Source organism: Pseudomonas sp. AC242 (assembly GCF_979258655.1).
Genome location: NZ_OZ409873.1, coordinates 4,372,063 through 4,390,571, shown reverse-complemented (window position 1 = coordinate 4,390,571; position 18,509 = coordinate 4,372,063). Strand labels below are relative to the sequence as shown.

General features: G+C 60.4%; 11 protein-coding genes. 4 read left to right on the top strand and 7 right to left on the bottom strand.

Annotation, left to right across the window (positions count from 1 at the left end; translation table 11 throughout):
• Positions 1–3: 3 nt before the first annotated feature.
• Genes ACZZ0A_RS19650 through ACZZ0A_RS19630 form a run of 5 tightly spaced genes read right to left on the bottom strand, consistent with a single transcriptional unit; the run spans position 4 to position 8,338 of the window.
• Positions 4–1,407: an ATP-binding protein gene (locus tag ACZZ0A_RS19650; RefSeq protein ID WP_463543625.1), complete on the bottom strand. Its 1,404-nt coding sequence runs from the start codon at positions 1,405–1,407 to the stop codon at positions 4–6.
• Positions 1,404–3,218, bottom strand: coding sequence for a DAHL domain-containing protein (locus ACZZ0A_RS19645; protein ID WP_095112354.1), 1,815 nt, complete (start codon positions 3,216–3,218; stop codon positions 1,404–1,406). Before ACZZ0A_RS19645 ends, ACZZ0A_RS19650 begins: the two co-directional genes overlap by 4 nt.
• Entirely contained in the window at positions 3,215–4,168 is a 954-nt protein-coding gene (locus ACZZ0A_RS19640) for a cytochrome-c peroxidase (protein ID WP_007916758.1), read from the bottom strand. Before ACZZ0A_RS19640 ends, ACZZ0A_RS19645 begins: the two co-directional genes overlap by 4 nt.
• A gap of 40 nt (positions 4,169–4,208) precedes the next feature.
• Entirely contained in the window at positions 4,209–6,083 is a 1,875-nt protein-coding gene (locus ACZZ0A_RS19635; protein WP_463543624.1) for a putative bifunctional diguanylate cyclase/phosphodiesterase, read from the bottom strand.
• Positions 6,080–8,338 (bottom strand): GGDEF/EAL domain-containing response regulator, encoded by a 2,259-nt coding sequence (locus ACZZ0A_RS19630; RefSeq protein WP_463543623.1) that lies wholly within the window; start codon positions 8,336–8,338, stop codon positions 6,080–6,082. The genes ACZZ0A_RS19635 and ACZZ0A_RS19630 overlap by 4 nt, the downstream gene beginning before the upstream one ends.
• A 252-nt stretch (positions 8,339–8,590) precedes the next feature.
• Here ACZZ0A_RS19630 and nosR point away from each other — a divergent pair, with 252 nt between their 5' ends.
• The 4 genes from nosR (at position 8,591) to ACZZ0A_RS19610 (ending at position 11,615) form a co-directional block, all read left to right on the top strand.
• The gene (gene nosR / locus ACZZ0A_RS19625; RefSeq protein ID WP_007916752.1) at positions 8,591–9,952 is read left to right on the top strand and encodes a response regulator c-di-GMP phosphodiesterase, NosR family; all 1,362 of its coding nucleotides are present in this window, start codon (positions 8,591–8,593) and stop codon (positions 9,950–9,952) included.
• Between the two features lie 66 nt (positions 9,953–10,018).
• A complete protein-coding gene (locus ACZZ0A_RS19620; protein WP_007916750.1) occupies positions 10,019–10,453 on the top strand; it encodes an NUDIX hydrolase in 435 nt (144 codons plus the stop codon).
• Between the two features lie 23 nt (positions 10,454–10,476).
• Positions 10,477–11,115, top strand: coding sequence for a LysE family translocator (locus tag ACZZ0A_RS19615; RefSeq protein ID WP_007916748.1), 639 nt, complete (start codon positions 10,477–10,479; stop codon positions 11,113–11,115).
• A gap of 2 nt (positions 11,116–11,117) precedes the next feature.
• Positions 11,118–11,615 (top strand): GNAT family N-acetyltransferase, encoded by a 498-nt coding sequence (locus tag ACZZ0A_RS19610; RefSeq protein ID WP_463543622.1) that lies wholly within the window; start codon positions 11,118–11,120, stop codon positions 11,613–11,615.
• A gap of 110 nt (positions 11,616–11,725) precedes the next feature.
• Here ACZZ0A_RS19610 and metR read toward each other — a convergent pair whose 3' ends face one another.
• Positions 11,726–12,643: a transcriptional regulator MetR gene (metR, locus tag ACZZ0A_RS19605; RefSeq protein WP_007916739.1), complete on the bottom strand. Its 918-nt coding sequence runs from the start codon at positions 12,641–12,643 to the stop codon at positions 11,726–11,728.
• 234 nt (positions 12,644–12,877) lie between these two features.
• Positions 12,878–18,433: a dermonecrotic toxin domain-containing protein gene (locus tag ACZZ0A_RS19600; RefSeq protein WP_463543621.1), complete on the bottom strand. Its 5,556-nt coding sequence runs from the start codon at positions 18,431–18,433 to the stop codon at positions 12,878–12,880.
• Between the last annotated feature and the right edge of the window lie 76 nt (positions 18,434–18,509).

The following is an 18,509-nucleotide window of genomic DNA, read 5'->3' as shown; positions in this document are numbered from 1 at the left end:
CCCTCAGGCAGCGGGCCGGTTCTGGCGCATCGGCAATTCGACGCGAAAGGTCGTGCCGACGCCCGGTTCGCTGCGTACGGAAATGTCGCCACCGTGCTTTTTGACGATGCCGTAGGACAGGGACAGGCCCAGCCCGGTGCCTTGGCCGACGGGTTTGGTGGTGAAAAACGGATCGAAGATTTTCTGCAGGATGTCCGGCGCAATCCCCGCGCCGGTGTCCGCGACTTCCACCCAGGCCGTTTCTTGTTGCTGCCCGGTGCGCAGGGTGATGGTGCCGCGCTCGGGGCCCATGGCCTGCGCCGCATTGACCACCAGGTTCATGATCACTTGATTGATTTGCGACGGCAGGCACTCGATGTCCGGCAGGGGCTGGTACTCCTTGATCAGGTCGGCCTTGTACTTGAGTTCGCTGGCGACGATGTTCAGGGTCGACTCGATGCCTTGTTGCAGATTGGCCCACTGCCATTGCTGCTGGGTATCGACCCGGGAGAAATCCTTCAGGTCCTTGACGATCTGCCCGACCCGGCCAATGCCTTCCTTGGATTCGCGGATCAGCACCGGGATGTCCTCGAGCAGAAAATCCAGGTCGGCGTCTTTGCGCAATTGCTCAAGCCGCGCCACGGACTCGCTGTCTGGCATTGGCCCAAGCGTCTGCCAGGCGTCGAGTACGCTGAGCAATTGTTTGAAGTAGCCGTCCAGCGTGCCGAGGTTGGAGGAGATAAAGCCGATCGGGTTATTGATTTCATGGGCCACGCCCGCCGCCATTTGCCCCAGTGAGGCAAGTTTTTCCGACTGCACCAACTGACTTTCCAGTTGCTTGCGCTCATCGATTTCCCGCTGCAGTTCTTCGCTGGCCTGCTTGAACTGGGCCGTGCGTTGATCGACCAGATGTTCCAGGTGATGCATTTGCAATGACGCGCGTTCGGTCATCTGCCATTTGGTCAGCAGGGTGTTGGCCATCTGCTGCACTTCGATGTTGTCGAACGGCTTCTTCAGAATCAGCAAGCGGTCATGCGCCTGCAGACGCTCCAGCAGTTCATCCCAGGAATAATCCGAGTAGGCGGTGCAGACCACCACTTGCAACTGCGGATCCTGCTGCCACAGATGCTCGATGGTTTTCGCGCCGTCCCAGCCGTCGGGCATGCGCATGTCGACAAAGGCCAGCGCGTAGGGGCGTTGTTCTGCCAGGGCCTGCATCAGTTTGCCCAGGCCCTCTTCGCCGCCATAGGCGGAATCGAGTTCGAACAGTGGGCGCTGGGGGCGTGTCTGGGCACCGAACAGTGCCGCTTCCATCTCGTCCAGTTCCACGGACTGCGCCGCCGGCGGCGCGAGAATCTTGCGAAAGTCTTCATGAATCGACGGCATGTCGTCGATCAGCAGAATGCGGCGGTTCGACAGCTCGCTCATGCGTTCTCCGTGACGCTGATCAGGGGGATCTGCAAGGTGAACAGCGCACCCTGGCCCGGGCCGTCGCTGTGCGCGGTGAGGTGGCCATTCATCTCGATAGCCGCCAGGGCGCAACTGTGCAGGCCGAAGCCGTGGCCTTCCTTGCGGGTGGTGAAACCGTGGGCAAAGATTCGCGTCATGTTTTCCGGCGCAATGCCTTCGCCGTCATCCTTGACGCTGATCTCAAGGAAATTGTTATCGACGATCCTGACCGCCAGGGTCATGGTGCGGGGGCGGTTGCTGAGGTCGGACATGGCGTATTTGGCGTTGCTGATGAGGTTGATCAGGATCAGCAGCAATCGGTGTTTGTCGCCCATCACCTGCGGCACCTCGGCGTACTCCCGGACCACCGTGACATGGTGGCGGGTCAGGGCACCGGCGTTCATGCGCAACGCGTCTTCGAGCAATTCGTTGATGAACAGCGGTTCGGTCATGCTGTTGGCGCCAGCATAGGATTGCTGGGTGGCGACGATGTCCTTGATGTGATCGACGCTTTTGTTCATCTGATTCAATTCGTCGAGCATTTCCTGTTGTTCCTGGGCAATCGCGACCACCAGTTGGTTGAGGTAACCGGGGAGCAATTTGCCTTTGGCGTCTTCGCTGAGGAACGCGCCGAGGTCATCCGGGTGTTCATTGATCAGTTGCATGGCCTTGCCCAGGCCTTGGCTCTTGCTGTTGCGCAGCTTGCGCGTGATCAGGTCGCTGGAGATGTTCACGCTGTTGAGCACATTGCCGACGTTGTGCAGCACATTCGTGGCGATTTCCGCCATGCCGGCCTGACGTGCCGCGTCGAGCAGTTCGCTCTGGGCGTCCTTGAGTTCGCGGGTGCGTTCTTCGACCCGTTGTTCCAGCGCATCGTTGGCCGTTTGAAGCGCATTATTGACCCGGTTGATTTCGGCGAAGCTGCCGATCAGGCGGATGGCCAGCCACACCAGCGACAACATCAACAGCACCGAAAACAACAGCAGGTAGAAGTGGTATTGCCGGTCGACCTGATCGGCGCGCTGCTGATCGTGATCGAGCATGGTGGTGATGTTGTCGAGGCTGTCAGCCACGGGGATGTTTTCGATGTTTTCGAGCAACTGGTTGACCAATGGCTGTTCGCGAGCAATCAGTGAGATATGGCTGCTCAGGATTTTGATCGGGGTCTGAAACGCCGGCGGCAGGCGTTGTGCATTGACCTTCAGCTTGTTCAGGCCGACCTCGATGTCGGCGGCCCGGTCGTCGGAGGTGACCTGGGCGAACTCAAGGGCGCTGAGCAGCAAGTCGTAGGTATCGGTGATGATGTTTTGCAGCTGCAATTTATCGAAGTCCGACAGGCTCGCCAGTTGCTGCTGGATGTCGTCTTCAGCGGTGGGTAAAAAAGCCAGGGAGTTACGCAACAGCGCGTTGTGCGATTTGAACTGTTCGACCAGACGGGTCTTTTCCTGCATCGCCTGCAGGAAACGCTCGTGAGCTTCGTTCCATTGCGCCGAGTCTTTACGCCCGTGCCCGGACTCGATCGCTTCGAAGCGCGCCCAGAGCCGGTTCATCTCGTTCATCGGCGACACCAGCGGATCGTAGTTGTGGGTGAGCGCCACTCGCGCCTTGAGAATTTCGTTTTCCCACAGCGAGTTCTGCTGTTTGATCTGCCGGATCAGATCCCGTGATTCGGTGTACGTCATGCTCTGGTCAGAGCTGGATTTCAAGTACAGAAACAGCAGAGTCGAGGCCAGCGCCAGGGCGACCAGGGTCAGCAACAACAGGCTGCGTCGCCGCGAGATGTTGATCATGGCTTGTCTCTCCCTTGGCCGGTGAGGGTGGTGAGAAACAGAATGATCAGTGTTTTGTCCTCTTCACTCGGTAAGCGCCCCAACTGGTACCGGAACATCACATCCACAGCATCTTCGAGGGTGAGCGCCGAACCGTCGTGAAAGTATGGCGCGGTGATCGCGACATTGCGCAGGCTCGGCACCTTGAATACGGCGCGGTCTGCTTCGTCGCCGGTCACGTTGAAACGTCCCTGATCGGCCACGGTCGGGTTGCCGCGATCGACTATGTAATCGCCGAACACGCCGAACTTCTGGAACATGTTGCCGCCGATGTTCACCCCTTGATGGCAGGCAATGCAGCCGTATTCCTTGAAGCGCTGGTAACCGTACTTTTCCTCCAGAGTGAGGATGTCGGTGTTGCCGAGCAGGTATTGATCGAAGCGTGAGTTGGGCGTCAGCAGGGTGCGTTCAAAACTGGCCAGCGCCTGCTGGACATTGGCCTGGGTCACGCCGTCCGGGTAGGTGGCGGCGAAATCACGACGGTAGTCGGGGTCGTTGCCGATGCGTTCGATCACGGTGCGCCAGTCGCTGCCCATTTCATGGGGGCTGGTGATGACGACATTGCTTTGTTCCTCCAGCGTTTTGACGCGGCCATCCCAGAACTGACGAAAGTTGAGGGCCGCGTTGAACACGGTCGGTGTGTTGACCGCTACCGGTTTACCGTCGAAGCCCAGTGACAAGGCGCGGCTGTCGGCCCCGTTCTTGTCGAGTTGGTGGCAGCTGGCGCAGGACAGCGTGTTGTTGATCGACAAGCGTGGCTCGTGGAATAACCGTCGACCGAGTTCCACGCGCCGGGCATCCTGCTGCGGCACTGCGGGCAACGGTTTGAGCGGCTCGTCCAGTGGCTCGGCACTGGCGCCGACGCAGAGTCCGCACAGCAGCAACGCCATGGCGTGGTGGAACAGGCTCATCGGCAAATGTCTCCCTGACTCAAGGCCGTTTTCACAGTGATCATTCAATCGCCCAGGGCGTGGGTTGCGTACCAGCGAGCAACTGCGCAAACGTGTCTGCCGGCAGCGCCTTGCTGAAAAAGTAGCCCTGGCCCTCTTCGCAGTGGTGGGCCTTGAGAAACGCCAGTTGTTCGGCGGTTTCGATGCCCTCGGCGATGACGTTCAGGCCCAGGCTCTTGCCCAGGTTGATGATCGCGCTCACCAGCGCGGCATCGCTGCGGTCGTTGCACAGGTTGCGAATGAACGATTGGTCGATCTTCAGCACATCGATGGGAAACCGCCGCAGGTAGCTCAGGCTGGAATAACCGGTGCCGAAATCGTCGATGGCCAGCCGCGTGCCCAGCGTTTTCAGGCGGTTAAGTGCTGTCATCGTCGCTTCGACGTTTTGCATCAGCACGCCTTCGGTGATTTCCAGTTCCAGCCACTCGGGCGCCAGACCAGTCTGTTGCAGTACGCGTTCGATGCCGGCGACGAAGTCACGCTGGCGAAAATCGATGGGTGAAGTGTTGACCGACATGCGGATCGGCGGCAGTCCGGCCAGTTGCCAGGCACGGGTCTGCCGACAGGCTTCAGCCAGCACCCATTTGCTCAACGGCACGATCAGGCCACTGTCCTCGGCCACCGGGATGAAGTCCGCCGGATAGACCCAGCCATGCCCGGGTTTTTGCCAGCGCAGCAGTGCTTCGGCACCCACCACGGCGGCCGTGCGCAGGTCGATTTTCGGCTGATAGTGCAGGACGAATTCATGTTCCTGCAGGGCGCGGCGAATGCCCGACTCGATGCTGTGCTGTTCCCGGGCGTGCTGGTTCATGGCTTCGATAAAGAAGCCGATGTTGTCAGGCCCCAGTTCCTTGACGTTGCGCATCGCGGTCTCGGCCTTCTTGATCAGCTCGGTGGCTTCGAGGCCGTCATCGGGGTAGACGCTGATGCCGACGCTGGCAGTGACGCTGACATCGTGACCGGCAATCGTCTGCGGCAAGCGAATGGCAGTGAGGAGTTTTTCCGCGACGGCGTGGGTTTGCTGAGGGTGGTTGATGTCGCCGAGGATCACTACGAACTCGTCGGAGCCGTAGCGAAACACCGAGTCCGAATCACGCACACAGGTCAGCAGTTGTCGGGCGACCCGTTTGAGCATCTCGTCACCCGCCGGATGACCCAGCGCGTTGTTGATACGCTTGAAGCGATCCAGGCCGAGAAACATCACCACCAGTTGTTTGTCATGCCGTCGGCACACCGCTATGGCCTGGCTCAGGCGATCACCGAGCAGGGTGCTGTTGGGCAGTTCAGTGAGGCTGTCGTATTGCAGCAGGTGCGAAACCTTGAGCAGTTCGTGCACCCGCGCCTCAATGGTTCGCTCAAGGCTGAGCATCTTCAGCGCCGCGTCTTGCGCCAGTTGCCATTTCCACGTCAGGGCGTTGGCCATCTGGCGGATTTCCAGACTGTCGAACGGCTTTTTCAGGATCAGCAACTGGTCGCCAAACTCCAGCCGTTCGGCCATCGCCTCCCAGCTGTAGTCGCTGTAGGCGGTGCACAAGGCGATTTGCAAATTCGGGTCGACTCGCCACAGTTGCTCAATGGTTTCCAGGCCGTCCCAGCCGGGCGGCATGCGCATGTCGATAAAGGCGAGGGCGTAGGGATTGCCACTGGCCAGTGCGCGGTTGACCAGCGCCAGCGCTTCCTGGCCCTGATAGGCGGAGTCGAGCTGGAAGCTCAGGTGTGGCGTCTGCTGAGTGCCGAACAACGTTTGCTCCAGTTGCTGCAAATCCGCTGCGTCTGAGATCTGTGGCGCAAGGATCTTGCGAAAGTCATCGTGGATCGCCGGCGTGTCGTCGATGATCAGGATGCGCCGGTTGGTCTGGGGAAAAGGCGCTTTCATGCCTCGTCCTCCTTCGGTGCGAGGAGGGAACTGTCTTTGAGCAAATGCCCGGCCTGTTCGGCGCTGACCGCCGCGCTGAAATACAGGCCCCGGGCACTGGGCAGCGCGGCTGCGGCAGAGGACGCGCGCGGCTGCTCCGGCGATGGCTGGCCTTCAGCGATGATGCCGATGCCCAAGTCCCGGGCGAAGTTGACGATCGCGCGCAGGGCATTGGCGCCGGCGACATCGTGGGCGGCACTGTCGACGAAACTCTGCGCCAGTTTGAGGTGATTGACCCGGTAGGTTTTCAGATAGTCGAACGATGAGTATTCGGTGCCGAAATCATCGATGGCGATGGCCACGCCCAGTTCACGCAGGCGCGGCAGCGCATCGTTGTGCGTCCACTTGGTCTGGGCCAGCGTGGCCTCGGTGACATCGAAGCGCAGCTCCCAAGGGGCGAGCTCCCAGCGGGCGGTGGTGCGCAGCACGTTGTAGATCAGTTCCGGGCCGCTCTTGAGTTGCGCCAGCGAGAGTTTGATCGCCATCACCGGCGGCGCGACGCCTTCGTTACGCCACAGATGCATCTGCTGGCAGGCGTGATCCAGCACCCAGCGTCCGAGCGGAATGATCGCGCCGGTTTTCTCCGCGATAGGTACGAAGTCGGCGGCCGCCAGCAGACCGCGACGGGGATGCTGCCAGAGGACTTGCGCCTCCATGCCGAGAATTCGGCCGCTGTGCAGATCGATTTCCGGCGCATACCGCAGCATCAGTTCATTGCTCTCGAGGGCGGTCATCAATTCGCTGACGAGGGTCATGCGTTCGGCCACTTCCCGGGAGATTTCCTCGGAGTGGAAGTGGTACTGGTTGCGGCCCATTTCCTTGGCGCGGTACAGCGCCATGTCGGCCTGCCCGAGCAGCGCGTCGGCATCGAGGCTGAGGTCGCTGTAACTACTGATGCCGATGCTCACCGAAATATGCAACGCATTACCGGCCAGGTGGTAGGGCGCCAGCAGCGTGTCGCGGATGTTGGCAGCCATCGTGGCCGATTGGGTCGGGTCGCTGACGTCCAGTTGCAGGATCGCGAATTCATCGCCGCCCAGGCGCGCCACTACGTCACTTTCGCGGACGCCGAACTTGATACGCCGGGCGACCTCCTGCAGCAGCAGATCGCCCACCGGGTGGCCCAGGGTGTCATTGATCCGTTTGAAATGGTCGAGGTCCAGGTAGAACACCGCGAACGGCATGGCGCCCCGTCGCGCGGCAGCAAACGCCTGATGCAGGCGTTCGATCAACGTGGCGCGATTGGCCAGGCCCGTCAGGCCATCGGAGCGCGCGAGCAAGGCCAGTTTTTCCTCGGCCAGGCGGCGTTCGGTGATGTCGAGGATGATGCCTTCGACTTCCAGCAGGCGGCCGTCCTGATCGCGCACCGGAATGTAGCGGTTCTCCACCCAGCGCCAGGTGCCCTGGCCGGTGCGCATGCGGAATTCGATGGACGCGCCCGACGCATGCCGATCCAGCACCCGGGCCATGGCCGCATCGACGTTCGCCTGATCGTCCGGATGAATCAGTGCCTGCGCCCAGTCGGGCGACCCCACCAGATCGGCGGCGACATGACCGTAACGGGTGATGTTGTGGGAGATATACATCAGCGCAAACGAGGGTTCGCCGCGCAAACGGTAAAGAATGGTCGGGCTGTTCTGCACGATCATATTGGCATCGGACAGCTCGCGGGTGCGCTCCTGCACCGCGGCTTCAAGCAGGGTCATCTTCAGCTCGGCGTCTTCGGTCATCTGCCATTTGACCGTGAGGGCGCTGGCCATCTGCCGTATCTCGATGGCGTCGAAGGGCTTTTTCAGGATCAGCAACCGATCGTTCAGCGCCAGACGTCGGTCGATGTCCTCCCAGGAATAATCGGAATAGGCCGTGCACAGCGCAACTTGCAGCTTGGGGTCGATCTGCCACAGCCGTTCGATGGTCTCCAGGCCATCCCAGCCCGGCGGCATGCGCATGTCGATGAAGGCCATGGCGTAGGGACGGTTTTGCGCCAGTGCGGCCTGGAGTTTTTCCAGGGCTTCGCGGCCCTGAAACGCCGAGTCCAGTTCGAAATGTTGGGATTGCTGTACTGAAGGGGTGCCGAACAGCAGGCTCTCGGTTTCGCCCAGACCATCGTCGCCGGGGATGACCGGACAGAGAATCTTGGCAAAATCGCCATGGATTGCCGGGCTGTCGTCAACGATCAGCACACGGCGATTGATGTGCACGGTTGCTGCTGTCATGCCGCGCCGCCCGTGGGGAGGCATGCTGTGATCATCCGGGGCATCCTTTTCCCTCGCCATTTGCCTGCTTGTATCAGCCGATGGTGTCTTGCGCTGTCTTCAGCATAGTCGGCTCCTCGGTACTACGCTTTCGGCCCCGGACAAAGATCGGCGTGAATGCCGGCGAAAATCATCTAGCCTTGGACTCAGGCGCGGACCGGCGCAGTGTTGGCTCGGTGCGTCGTAATTTCCCTGTTTGCTTGAGGCCATGCCATGGAAGAGCCATCCGCGCCGATGCCGGCGCATCGACCCACTGTGCTGCTGGTCGACGACGAGGAGTCGATCCTCAATAGTCTGCGTCGCCTGTTGCGCGGCCAACCCTACGATCTGCTGTTGGCCACCAGCGGCGCCCAGGCGCTGGAGCTTCTCGCGCAGCAGCCGGTAAATCTGGTGATGAGCGATGCGCGCATGCCGGGCATGGATGGAGCTTCGTTACTGGCGCATGTCCGTGAGCGTTATCCGGCGACTGCGCGGATCATGCTCACCGGCTACGCCGATCCGGCGGCGATCATCAAAGCCATCAATGACGGGCAGATTCACCGTTACATCAGCAAGCCGTGGAATGACGAGGAGCTGCTGCTGATTCTGCGCCAGTCCCTCGAACACCAGCATTCCGAGCAGGAGCGCCAGCGTCTGGAACGCTTGAACCGGGTGCAGAACGACCAGTTGAAACTGCTCAACAGCACCCTGGAAAAGCATGTCGCGGCGCGCACCGCCGAACTGCAGCAGACCGCCGACATGCTTGATCTGGCGTACGAAGAGCTCAAGCACAGCTACGTCACCGGCACTGAAGTGTTCTCGCTGCTGGCCAATCTGCGCTTGCCACCTGCCAAGCAGACCAACCGGCAGATCATCGAACTGGTGCGCAGCTACTGCAAACAGCACGGGCTGGACGAGGCCACCAGCCGCGATCTGACCATGGCTGCGGCGCTGTACAACATTGGCAAACTGAGCTGGACCGACGCGATGATGACCACGCCCTCGGATCTGCTGCGCCATACCGAACGCGAGCGCTATCGCAGTTATCCGAAGCAGAGCGAATCGTTGCTCATGACCCTGGATCCGATGAAGGATGCGGCGCGTCTGATCCTGCATCATCAGGAGCGCTGGGACGGCAGCGGTTTTCCCGACCGGCTCAAGGGCGAGGGCATTCCGTTCGGTTCACGCTTGCTGAAACTGGCGGTGGATTTCGTCGAGTTGCAGCGCGGTCTGATCCTTGAGCGGCAGATGAACAGCGATGAAGCGCTGCTGTACCTGCGCCAGTACGCCGGACGTTTGTACGATCCCGATCTGGTCGAAGACTTCATTCAGGTGTGCGCGGCGTTCCTCAGCGACGTGACGCTGGCCGATCCGTCGGTCAAGGTGCTGTCTACTCGGGATCTGGCGGCGGGGATGATTCTGGCGCGCAATCTGAATGCCGATAACGGCATGCTGCTGCTCAACGCCGGCAAGGTGCTCAGCGCGCTGCTGGTGGAAAAGCTGATTGCGTTCGAAGCCATGGAGGGCGGCAAGTACACGATTTTTGTCAAGGTGCCGGAGGAGGTTGAAGCCACGCTCAAGGCTCAGGGTGAGTGATTTACGGGGTGACCTCAGCGGCGCTCGCATGGGATCCTTGGGGTTTTTCACGCTGGTGGCTGCCCCATGACTTCTGTATCCCTTGTCTCTGCAAACCTGATTCGTATAGCCGCCGCGCTGTTGCTCAATCCCGAAGGCCAGACCCTGCTGGTACGCAAGCGTGGCACCACGGCATTCATGCAACCGGGCGGCAAGATCGAGGCGCATGAGTTGCCGGTGCACGCGCTGGCCCGCGAGCTGGAAGAAGAGTTGGGGCTGCAGATCGATCCTGCGCAGGCCAGGTTTCTCGGCCAGTTCTCGGCGCCTGCAGCCAACGAGCCGGGGTGTGTCGTTCAGGCCGAGATCTTCCAACTGACCATCGACGCTGAAGTCACGCCGGCCGCAGAAATCGAAGAAGTGATCTGGGTCGATCCGACCACTGATCCTGCTGTCGTTCTGGCGCCATTGACACGCGACCTGATCCTGCCGTTTTATCGCAACTCGCTGAGCGCAATCGCCTGATCATCCACGCAAAGGACTTTGCCATGATCCCGCTGCAAGACCTGCTGATTTTTGCCGCCGCTGCCCTGCTGATGGTGCTGACGCCGGGGCCGAACATGATCTACCTGATCTCGCGCTCGATCTGTCAGGGACGCAAGGCCGGGGTGACGTCGTTGCTCGGCGTGGTGGCGGGGTTCTTTGTGCATCTGTTTGCGGCGGCGGCCGGTTTGACCGCTGTGTTTCTTGCGGTGCCGATGGCCTACGAAGTGCTGAAATGGGCCGGCGCGCTGTACCTGCTGTGGCTGGCCTGGCAAGCGGTGAAGCCTGGCGCACGCTCGCCGTTCCAAGCGCAGCAATTGCCGGCGGACTCGTCGCGCAAGCTGATCACCATGGGCTTTCTCACCAGCGCGCTGAACCCGAAAATCGCCGTGTTCTATCTCTCGGTATTTCCGCAGTTCATCACCCCTGAACACGGCTCGGTGTTCACCCAAAGCATCATTCTCGGCCTGACCCAGATCAGCGTGAGTTTCTGCGTCAATCTGCTGATCGCGCTGTTCGCGGCGGGCATCGCTTCGTGGTTTGTGCGTAACCCGACGTGGCTGGCGCTGCAGCGTTATTTCATGGGCTTCGTCCTCGGCGGTCTCGCTGTGCGGCTGATGCTTGAGCAGCGCAGGACGCCGTGAGCATGTGGATCGAACGGCTGGACGCCAGTCATGCTCTGGCTTACCGCGAACTGATGCTCGAAGCCTATGACCGCCATCCGCAGGCTTTTACCTCAAGCGTGCGCGAACGCGCGGTGATGCCATTGAGCTGGTGGGAAGGGCGCCTGACCAGCAAACTCGACGTGGTGCTTGGCGCGTTTGAAACCGGCACGCTCGCCGGTATCGTTGGTCTGGCCTTCGAACCACGCGAAAAGGCTCGCCATAAAGCCACGTTGTTCGGCATGTACGTCTCGGCGGATTTTCGTCAGCACGGCCTGGGGTATGAGCTGGTGCAAGCGGCCATTGCCGAAGCGCAAAACCACCCGGCGCTGAAACTGCTCCAGCTCACCGTGACCGCCGGCAATGACGCGGCGTTCAAGCTCTATCAGCGCTGCGGCTTCATCCAGTTCGGCCTCGAACCACTGGCGGTGCGGGTGGGCGAGGACTATTTCGACAAGATCCATATGTGGCGTCAACTCTGATATTCCACTGATCCCTGTGGGAGCGAGCCTGCTCGCGAAGGCAATCTGACAGTCACTATTTGTGTGTCTGATACATCGCTTTCGCGAGCAGGCTCGCTCCCACAAGTGACTCAGCGCACGGCGCTGACACCGTCGAGAGTCGAGAACGACGTGTCTTTCGCCGTCAGCAGAAAATCACGCATGTACGGCGCATCGAGCATGTCGGTACGAATCGCCGCGTACAACGTCGCGAACAAGCCTTTTTCCCCCAGCCGTTTGCCCTTCACGTAACCGCGCGAGCTGTATTCATGCAACGCCCAGTGCGGCATGCCGCAGACGCCACGGCCGCTGGCAACCAGTTGCATCATCATCACTGTCAGCTCTGAAGTGCGCACCTGCGCCGGTTCGATATCGGCCGGTTCCAGGAAGCGCGTGAAGATGTCGAGGCGGTCGCGTTCCACCGGGTAGGTGATCAGCGTTTCCGTCAGCAGGTCTTCGGGGACGATGTACGGTTTGCTCGCCAGCGCATGCTGATTGGCCACGGCGAGCATGGCTTCGTAGGTGAACAGTGGCACATAAGTGATCCCGGCGATTTCCAGTGGATCAGACGTCACCACCAGATCCAGATCGCCACGGGCCAGCGCCGGCAACGGAGCGAAAGCGAAACCCGAGGCGAGGTCGAGTTCGACTTCCGGCCAAGCATCGCGGAACTGGTCGATGGTCGGCATCAGCCACTGAAAGCAGCTGTGGCATTCGATGGCCATATGCAAACGCCCGGCGGTGCCACCGGCCAGCCGACCGATATCCCGTTCAGCGGCGCGTAACAGCGGCAGGGTCGCATCGGCCAGTTGTAGCAGGCGCAAACCGGCACTGGTGAAGCGCACCGGTTTGGTCTTGCGCACGAAAAGAGCCATGCCCAAGCGCTCCTCAAGCTCCTTGAACTGGTGCGACAGCGCTGACTGCGTCAGGTGCAAACGGTCGGCGGCATCGACCAGACTGTCGGCTTCGCGCAAGGCATGCAGGGTTTTCAGGTGGCGGATTTCAAGCACCGATGGCTCCATGAGGAAAACTTGTGATTAACGCAAAGAGGGTGAGTTTGTCTCAAGTTGAGAGCGCTGTCGACGATTACACCTTTTTACGCGTGCAGTCTCGAAGTCGCCTGCCATTCCCTGATCGTTTCAACGGCTCAACGTGGGTTCCGTTGTCGAACCATTGGCTGCGCGAACACCTCTCCGCGCTACTGTCAGATCTGACAGTAGCGACGGGCGGTAGCACGTGTGGATTCAAATCCCTTCGAAATGCTGCAAAACAATCGACTGTGCGGTGATTCTGGAATCGAGCAGGGTCGGGTCGTCAGCGTGAGTCAGGTGGCGATGCGCCGGCAGTTTCAGATGAGCCCTTTCGAATTTGCGCAAAGGTCGGGTCGCCGAGCGGTAATGGAAATGTGCGTACCAGAGCAGTTGCTCAGGTTCGCGCGTGATGTTCCAGATCTCATATTCCTGCAGGTAGTCGGGTTGCCCCTGATGGTCGGTGATGCGCCGGATCGCAAGGGGTCTGCGGATCACTACGGCGTTCTGTCCGATGAGGTCATCAAGCATACCGTCGGTGGGCTTCTGACTGGTCAGTGAGTATTGGGTGCGCAGGGCACGACCTTCGACGATCAGCTCAGCGGCCTGATCGCGCAATTGCTGAATGATCGGCTGCTCTGGCGACTTGGCGGCGATGCGATTGGCGCGGGTATTGAGCTCGCCTGCCTGGCTGGTCATCATGTGTTCCAGGTTGACAGGGAGCATGTCCCGGTCGGCGTTGCTCTGCACTTTGGCGCGGTAAGCTGCCACGTTATCCAGACGCTGCTGTGCTTCGGTGAGCAGTTTGGCCAGACTCAATGCAGCGGGCGAACGGGTTGCGATGTTTTGCGGATTGGTCAGGCGTAATCTGCCATCGGCGCCTTGTTCCCAGATCTCTTCATGGCCACCAGGCCCGGTACTTTTATATTGTCGGGTCTGGGTCGCACTGTCCCATTGCTCGACGCCATGGCGCAGTTGATTGTCTTCCGTGATGAACACACGCTGTTGCGGTTGTCCTGCAACGCTTGGCCCGGGCGGTTTGTTGATCCCGGCGCGCGCCCGATCGGCCAGTCGGTCAACGCCTTCAAGCAATGGCTCGACCACTTCCAGATGAAAGAATTGCGGATAGCTGGCGGTCCAGGCGGCCATCTCGCGACGGTACTCGACACAGACGTCGACGCACTCCTGAAGAATCCGGTTACGTTGGGCGACCGTGCCAAGAATGTTCGGCAGGTCGTACTGGCTGTACAGGACACGGTCGATGTTATTTCGAAGTGGCTCCGCCAGTTCCAGCAGATAGAGCCACGACGCATCATCGGGACTGCCGGCTTTCTTGACGATCTCAAGGCGTTGAGAGGTTTTCAGGTACAGCAGGGATGTATCGCTGTGCAGAACGTTGATGTTGTCGACGAGTGCGGACATCTTCGGCCGGTCTTTGGCAAGCATACGTTCATACCATTGATTGACCTGCTCCTTGAACCCTTCCATATGGTCGAGCTTTTTCACGATCTCGACACGCAAGACACGTATCTCTTCCATGATTTCCAGGCGCCGGGCCAGTGTGCCGTCTGGCAGAGCATCGCGTACCTGCTTGAGCTCCTTGATCTTCAGTGTCATGGCGTGAACATTGTGCGATGCGTGAACTGCGCGCCGCCGATAGCGATCGGTCAATAACCATGCGGTCTTGCTTTGCATATCGGCGACTTCCCTGCGCTTTCTGCGATGGGCCACCTCAGTCAGCTCGGTCAACGTCTGGTAACGCTGTTGGGCTAATTGGATATCGCCGACGCAGGCGGCTTCGACCGCCGGCCACATGGCGGGGCGTTCCGCTACCGAGGCGGCGCGGTAGGCGTTCAGTACCAGGTCGCTTTTTGCACCTCGGGCCTGCAGTTGATCAGCCAGTTCGTCAGCGGCGGCGGTCAGTTGATGGTGACGGCGAAAGTTTCGATCCACCAGCCAGCGCGGCAGGCGCTGCCGAATCGCCGGTGGCCAGTAAGCATCCAGCGTATCGGCGACACGCCCGGCAATATTGCCGCCACCGGCCAAGCCGCTTTCAAGGGGCTCCCCGTAGACGCCGAACCAGGTGTCCCATTGCCCGTTTTCATCCAGTGCGATCGGCTGCTTGTAAGTTTTTCGCGAGTTACCGGACAGACGCCAGCTGCGCGAATCCCGGCTCAGCTCCACTGGGTAGAGGCGACCCTGACGTTCAATGAAATCACCGTCGGCATGCCGGTAGATCCCGCGGTAGAGGCCATGGCTGGCAGGTTCTGTGCCTGTCAGGGAAATCGGCTTTTCATATTCGTAATCCTTGAAGCGCGCCAGCACATGCCGGGCGTGACGCTGCGTTTTGATCTGCAATGCCGCCACGTTGCGGACCACCGCGTGAAGTTGGCGCGCCCGAGTCAACGCGCGGGTCGTGCGCGAGAGAGTCGAGGCGGCTGCTTCGCCCGGGAGCAAATCCATGAAAGCGTCGACCAACGACAGCAGCATCGACTCGATTTCCACCAGACCGTCAGCCACATCGCCACGCAGAAATGCAGCGACGGCCTGATTGGCAGCGGTCCAGGCCTGATAAAGCGCCAGCACACTGCCGACGAAGGGCACCATCCCCAGCGCCATTTTTATGTAGTTGAAAGCGCGCGGACCTTTCAGGGCATAGCGCTCGAAGAACAGTTCATCGTTGGAGCGCGACGTGCCGCGATGGGCTTCGATCAACCGGCCCATGTGAGCATCGAGCAGGTGCGCTGCCAGCGAGGTACTTGCCGGCCAGCGCACGCCCACTTCAATAATGGCGTCGAAGTTTTTTTCCACGGCCTGGCCGATACGGCTGATATGAGCCCTGACGTTACCCTGCAACGTCCTGCCCGCCAGATACTCGATCCACTTGTCACTCCCGCACAACCGGAACAGCCCTTTGCGCGCCGCTTCAAGATTGTCGTAGCGGCGGAAAAACTGCCCGTCCTGGCTGTCTGGCAGATACAGCAAAGTGACGCCGCTGATCTGTTCTTCGATCAGGCTGACGCCGGACAGGGTTACCGGCCCTTCGCCGGGGGTATCCTTGCCGCCCGCTTTCAGAGCGACCGGCAGCAGGACCAGGCGCTTGCCGTTGGCTTGCCACGCGTCTACGGTGCTGGCATCGATGGCGATGTTCAGCAAGGCGGACTCATCACGGCTGAGATGTTTTTGCAGGCGGGCAGTCTCGCTTTGTATTTTGAGCATCAGCCGCCATGGCTCGATCAGGCTTTCCCGGCGATGCTGTTTGACGAAGAGCGACTCGCTGCTTGCGCCCCTGAATGCTTCATTGATCTTCTGCTCATACGCCTTGGGCAGATCCAGTTCCGGCAGCACCTTGCGCAGATACCTCAGGTTGATGCCGTTGAGCAGGCGGGAGCGATCCTTTTTATGCGTGGCGGTGACCTCCAGGCGCAGGAAGACCAGGCGTTGCGACAGCGAGTCATTGAGCACTGATTGCACATTATCGATATTCAGCTGGGCCAGGTCCTCAAGTGACATTTTGCTGCGGGACTTGCCAGGGACAATGACGGTGGTTTTGCGAATGCCACCGGGCCCTGCCTCAGGAACCTGTTCGGTAGTGGTCGAGTCGGGCAACTCGACTTGTATGGAAAAATGGCCTTCAAGGGAAAAATCCTTGCGCAGTCGGGCGTACAGGTGTCGGCGGGTGAAGTCGTCACGCGGTTCCAGCGCGAGCGTCATAAGGGCGTGGCTTGTGCGCATCGCTGCGATATACGCCTCGATGTTGTGTTTCAGCCCGTTACGCTCATTCTCGTTGAGCCTGGTCAACCAGCCTGGCCGATGGCCGGCGAGTGTGGCGGTGCGTTCCTGCTCTTGCAGGTGAGCAAAGGCCAGGCTTCGGGCGTCGTGCAGCGGAACCTGCACAGTGGCGAGACAGCCTTGGCGCAGAATTTCCAGGGCGTCCGCCTGCTCGGGCTGACCGCGCAGAAGGGTGGCTTTTGATTCGAAGTCGGTTATCAGCTCATTGAGGCAGTGATGCAGCGGGTCTGTGGTGAGCGGGCTCAGTTGCAGGGTCAGATCGCTGGCGTGGTCCGCAATCCTGAACACCTCGCGCTCCAGTGTCTGGCGATCAGCAAAGCGCTGCAGGCCCCCACCGGTGCCTGGCCAGTAGAGCAGCAGACTGGACGTCGATGCTCGGTCCGTGAGCATCGCCTGGCGTCCGATCACCAGCACGCCTTTGAGCCGTTCACTCTGCGTCGTACGAATCTCGTCCTTGGTTTCGGTCAGTGACAAGGTCAGGCTCGCTGCCGTGATGTCCGGGTCGCGTTCGGCGGCAACAGGGTTGTCCAGCACGGCTTTGAGCAGATCGTGATCGGCGCTGTCGAGTTGGCCCAACGCCGCTTGCAGATTGCCTTCGGCATACAAGCCATCCCGGTGCGCCTGACGCAGGGCCGTGAGCGCCGTGTTGAAAGTGCTGACGTCGAGGGGATTGTCGCGGTACAGCAGGGATGAGGCGGCGGTCTCGCCGGCTTGCTCAGCGGTTTCCAGCGTTTTGAGGGCTTCCTTGCATTGCCGATATCGAGCACCGTCGCCATCGTTGCTCTGCAAGCGTTCAAGCGCATCGCGTTCGCGTTTGAGCGCTGCTTGTCGCACGGCCAGTGGAATGCCGGCCGACAGGCTGCCGAACAGCGATTCGTCCTCCATCTCGCTATCACTGCCGGGCGTGAGCGGTTTTGGCGGGGCCGCCACAATGATCGCGCTGCTGCGTTGATGATCGATCAGGTCGACATGTATCAGTGATCGCGCGCCGTGCTCTTTGATCCCGGGAGTGTCTTTGTTGGTATTGCTCAACGCATCGAGTTGCGCGTGGTGTCGACCTGCGAACAGATCGCTTGCCCCGGTGACCATCGGGTCGAGCGCTGCGCTGTAGTCAACGCGCAGTATTTCCTTGGGCAGTCCCGTGGGGATCGGTACCTGACGGGTCAGCCACGTCTGCATTGCTGCGCGTGAATTGAAGGCCTGGATCGATGTAGCGTTGCAGGGCAGATAAAGCAATGGTGCCGCTGTGGACACATCGCCGACGCTGACGACCCATGCACCGGGGAGTTTGACCTTGCTGTCGTTGCTCAGTACCAGCGCCAGTTTTTCCGTATGAATGGGCTGACCATCGATCGTCAGCGCGTCAGCACCTGAATCAATGATCAGTTGCAGCGTTTTGAGTTGCGCTGCGGTAATCGTCTGATGAGCGAGAGCCATGTGCGCAGTGGCTTCGAAATGCGCACGGTAAAGCTGCGTGGCTCGGGTACGGCGCGACACAGGCGTGCGCGGCGCTCGCGCGTCCCAGAACTGTGCCCAGTGAGTCTCGTGGCTTTTGCGTGGGTCGAGGGCTTTGAGTTTTTCCAGGAGTTGCAGGGGCTTCAAGGCATACAACGGATGATCTGCGCCGATACCGGTGAGGTCACAGCGCTGATCCAGGTCGGTTTCCAGCGTCGGCTGTTGAACGACAAAGGCACAGGCATCGGTGAGGCTGACGATATGTTCCGGCTGGTCATCGGTGGCAGCAAAGCGCAGTCCGGTTTTTTCGCCATCCAGTTGCAGTTGTTGGCGCAGCAGTTCATTGACGCTGTCGCGCAGGGCCGGGCTGGCGGCAAACAAGTCGCGCAAACCCTCACTGCTGGTGCGCCAGCGTTGGTTGGCCTGCAGCAGCAGACTGTGATCAATCGTTTTCGGCAGGTGCTCGACGGTCTCTGGCAACGGTGACGGTGCGGGGAGCTCATCCAGAATAAGGCGATCGGGCATGGTGGCGTGACTCGCATTGGCGGGGCGGGGAATCCGTCCCTGAGCGGGTCATTCAAGAGAAATCGCGCAAGGCGAT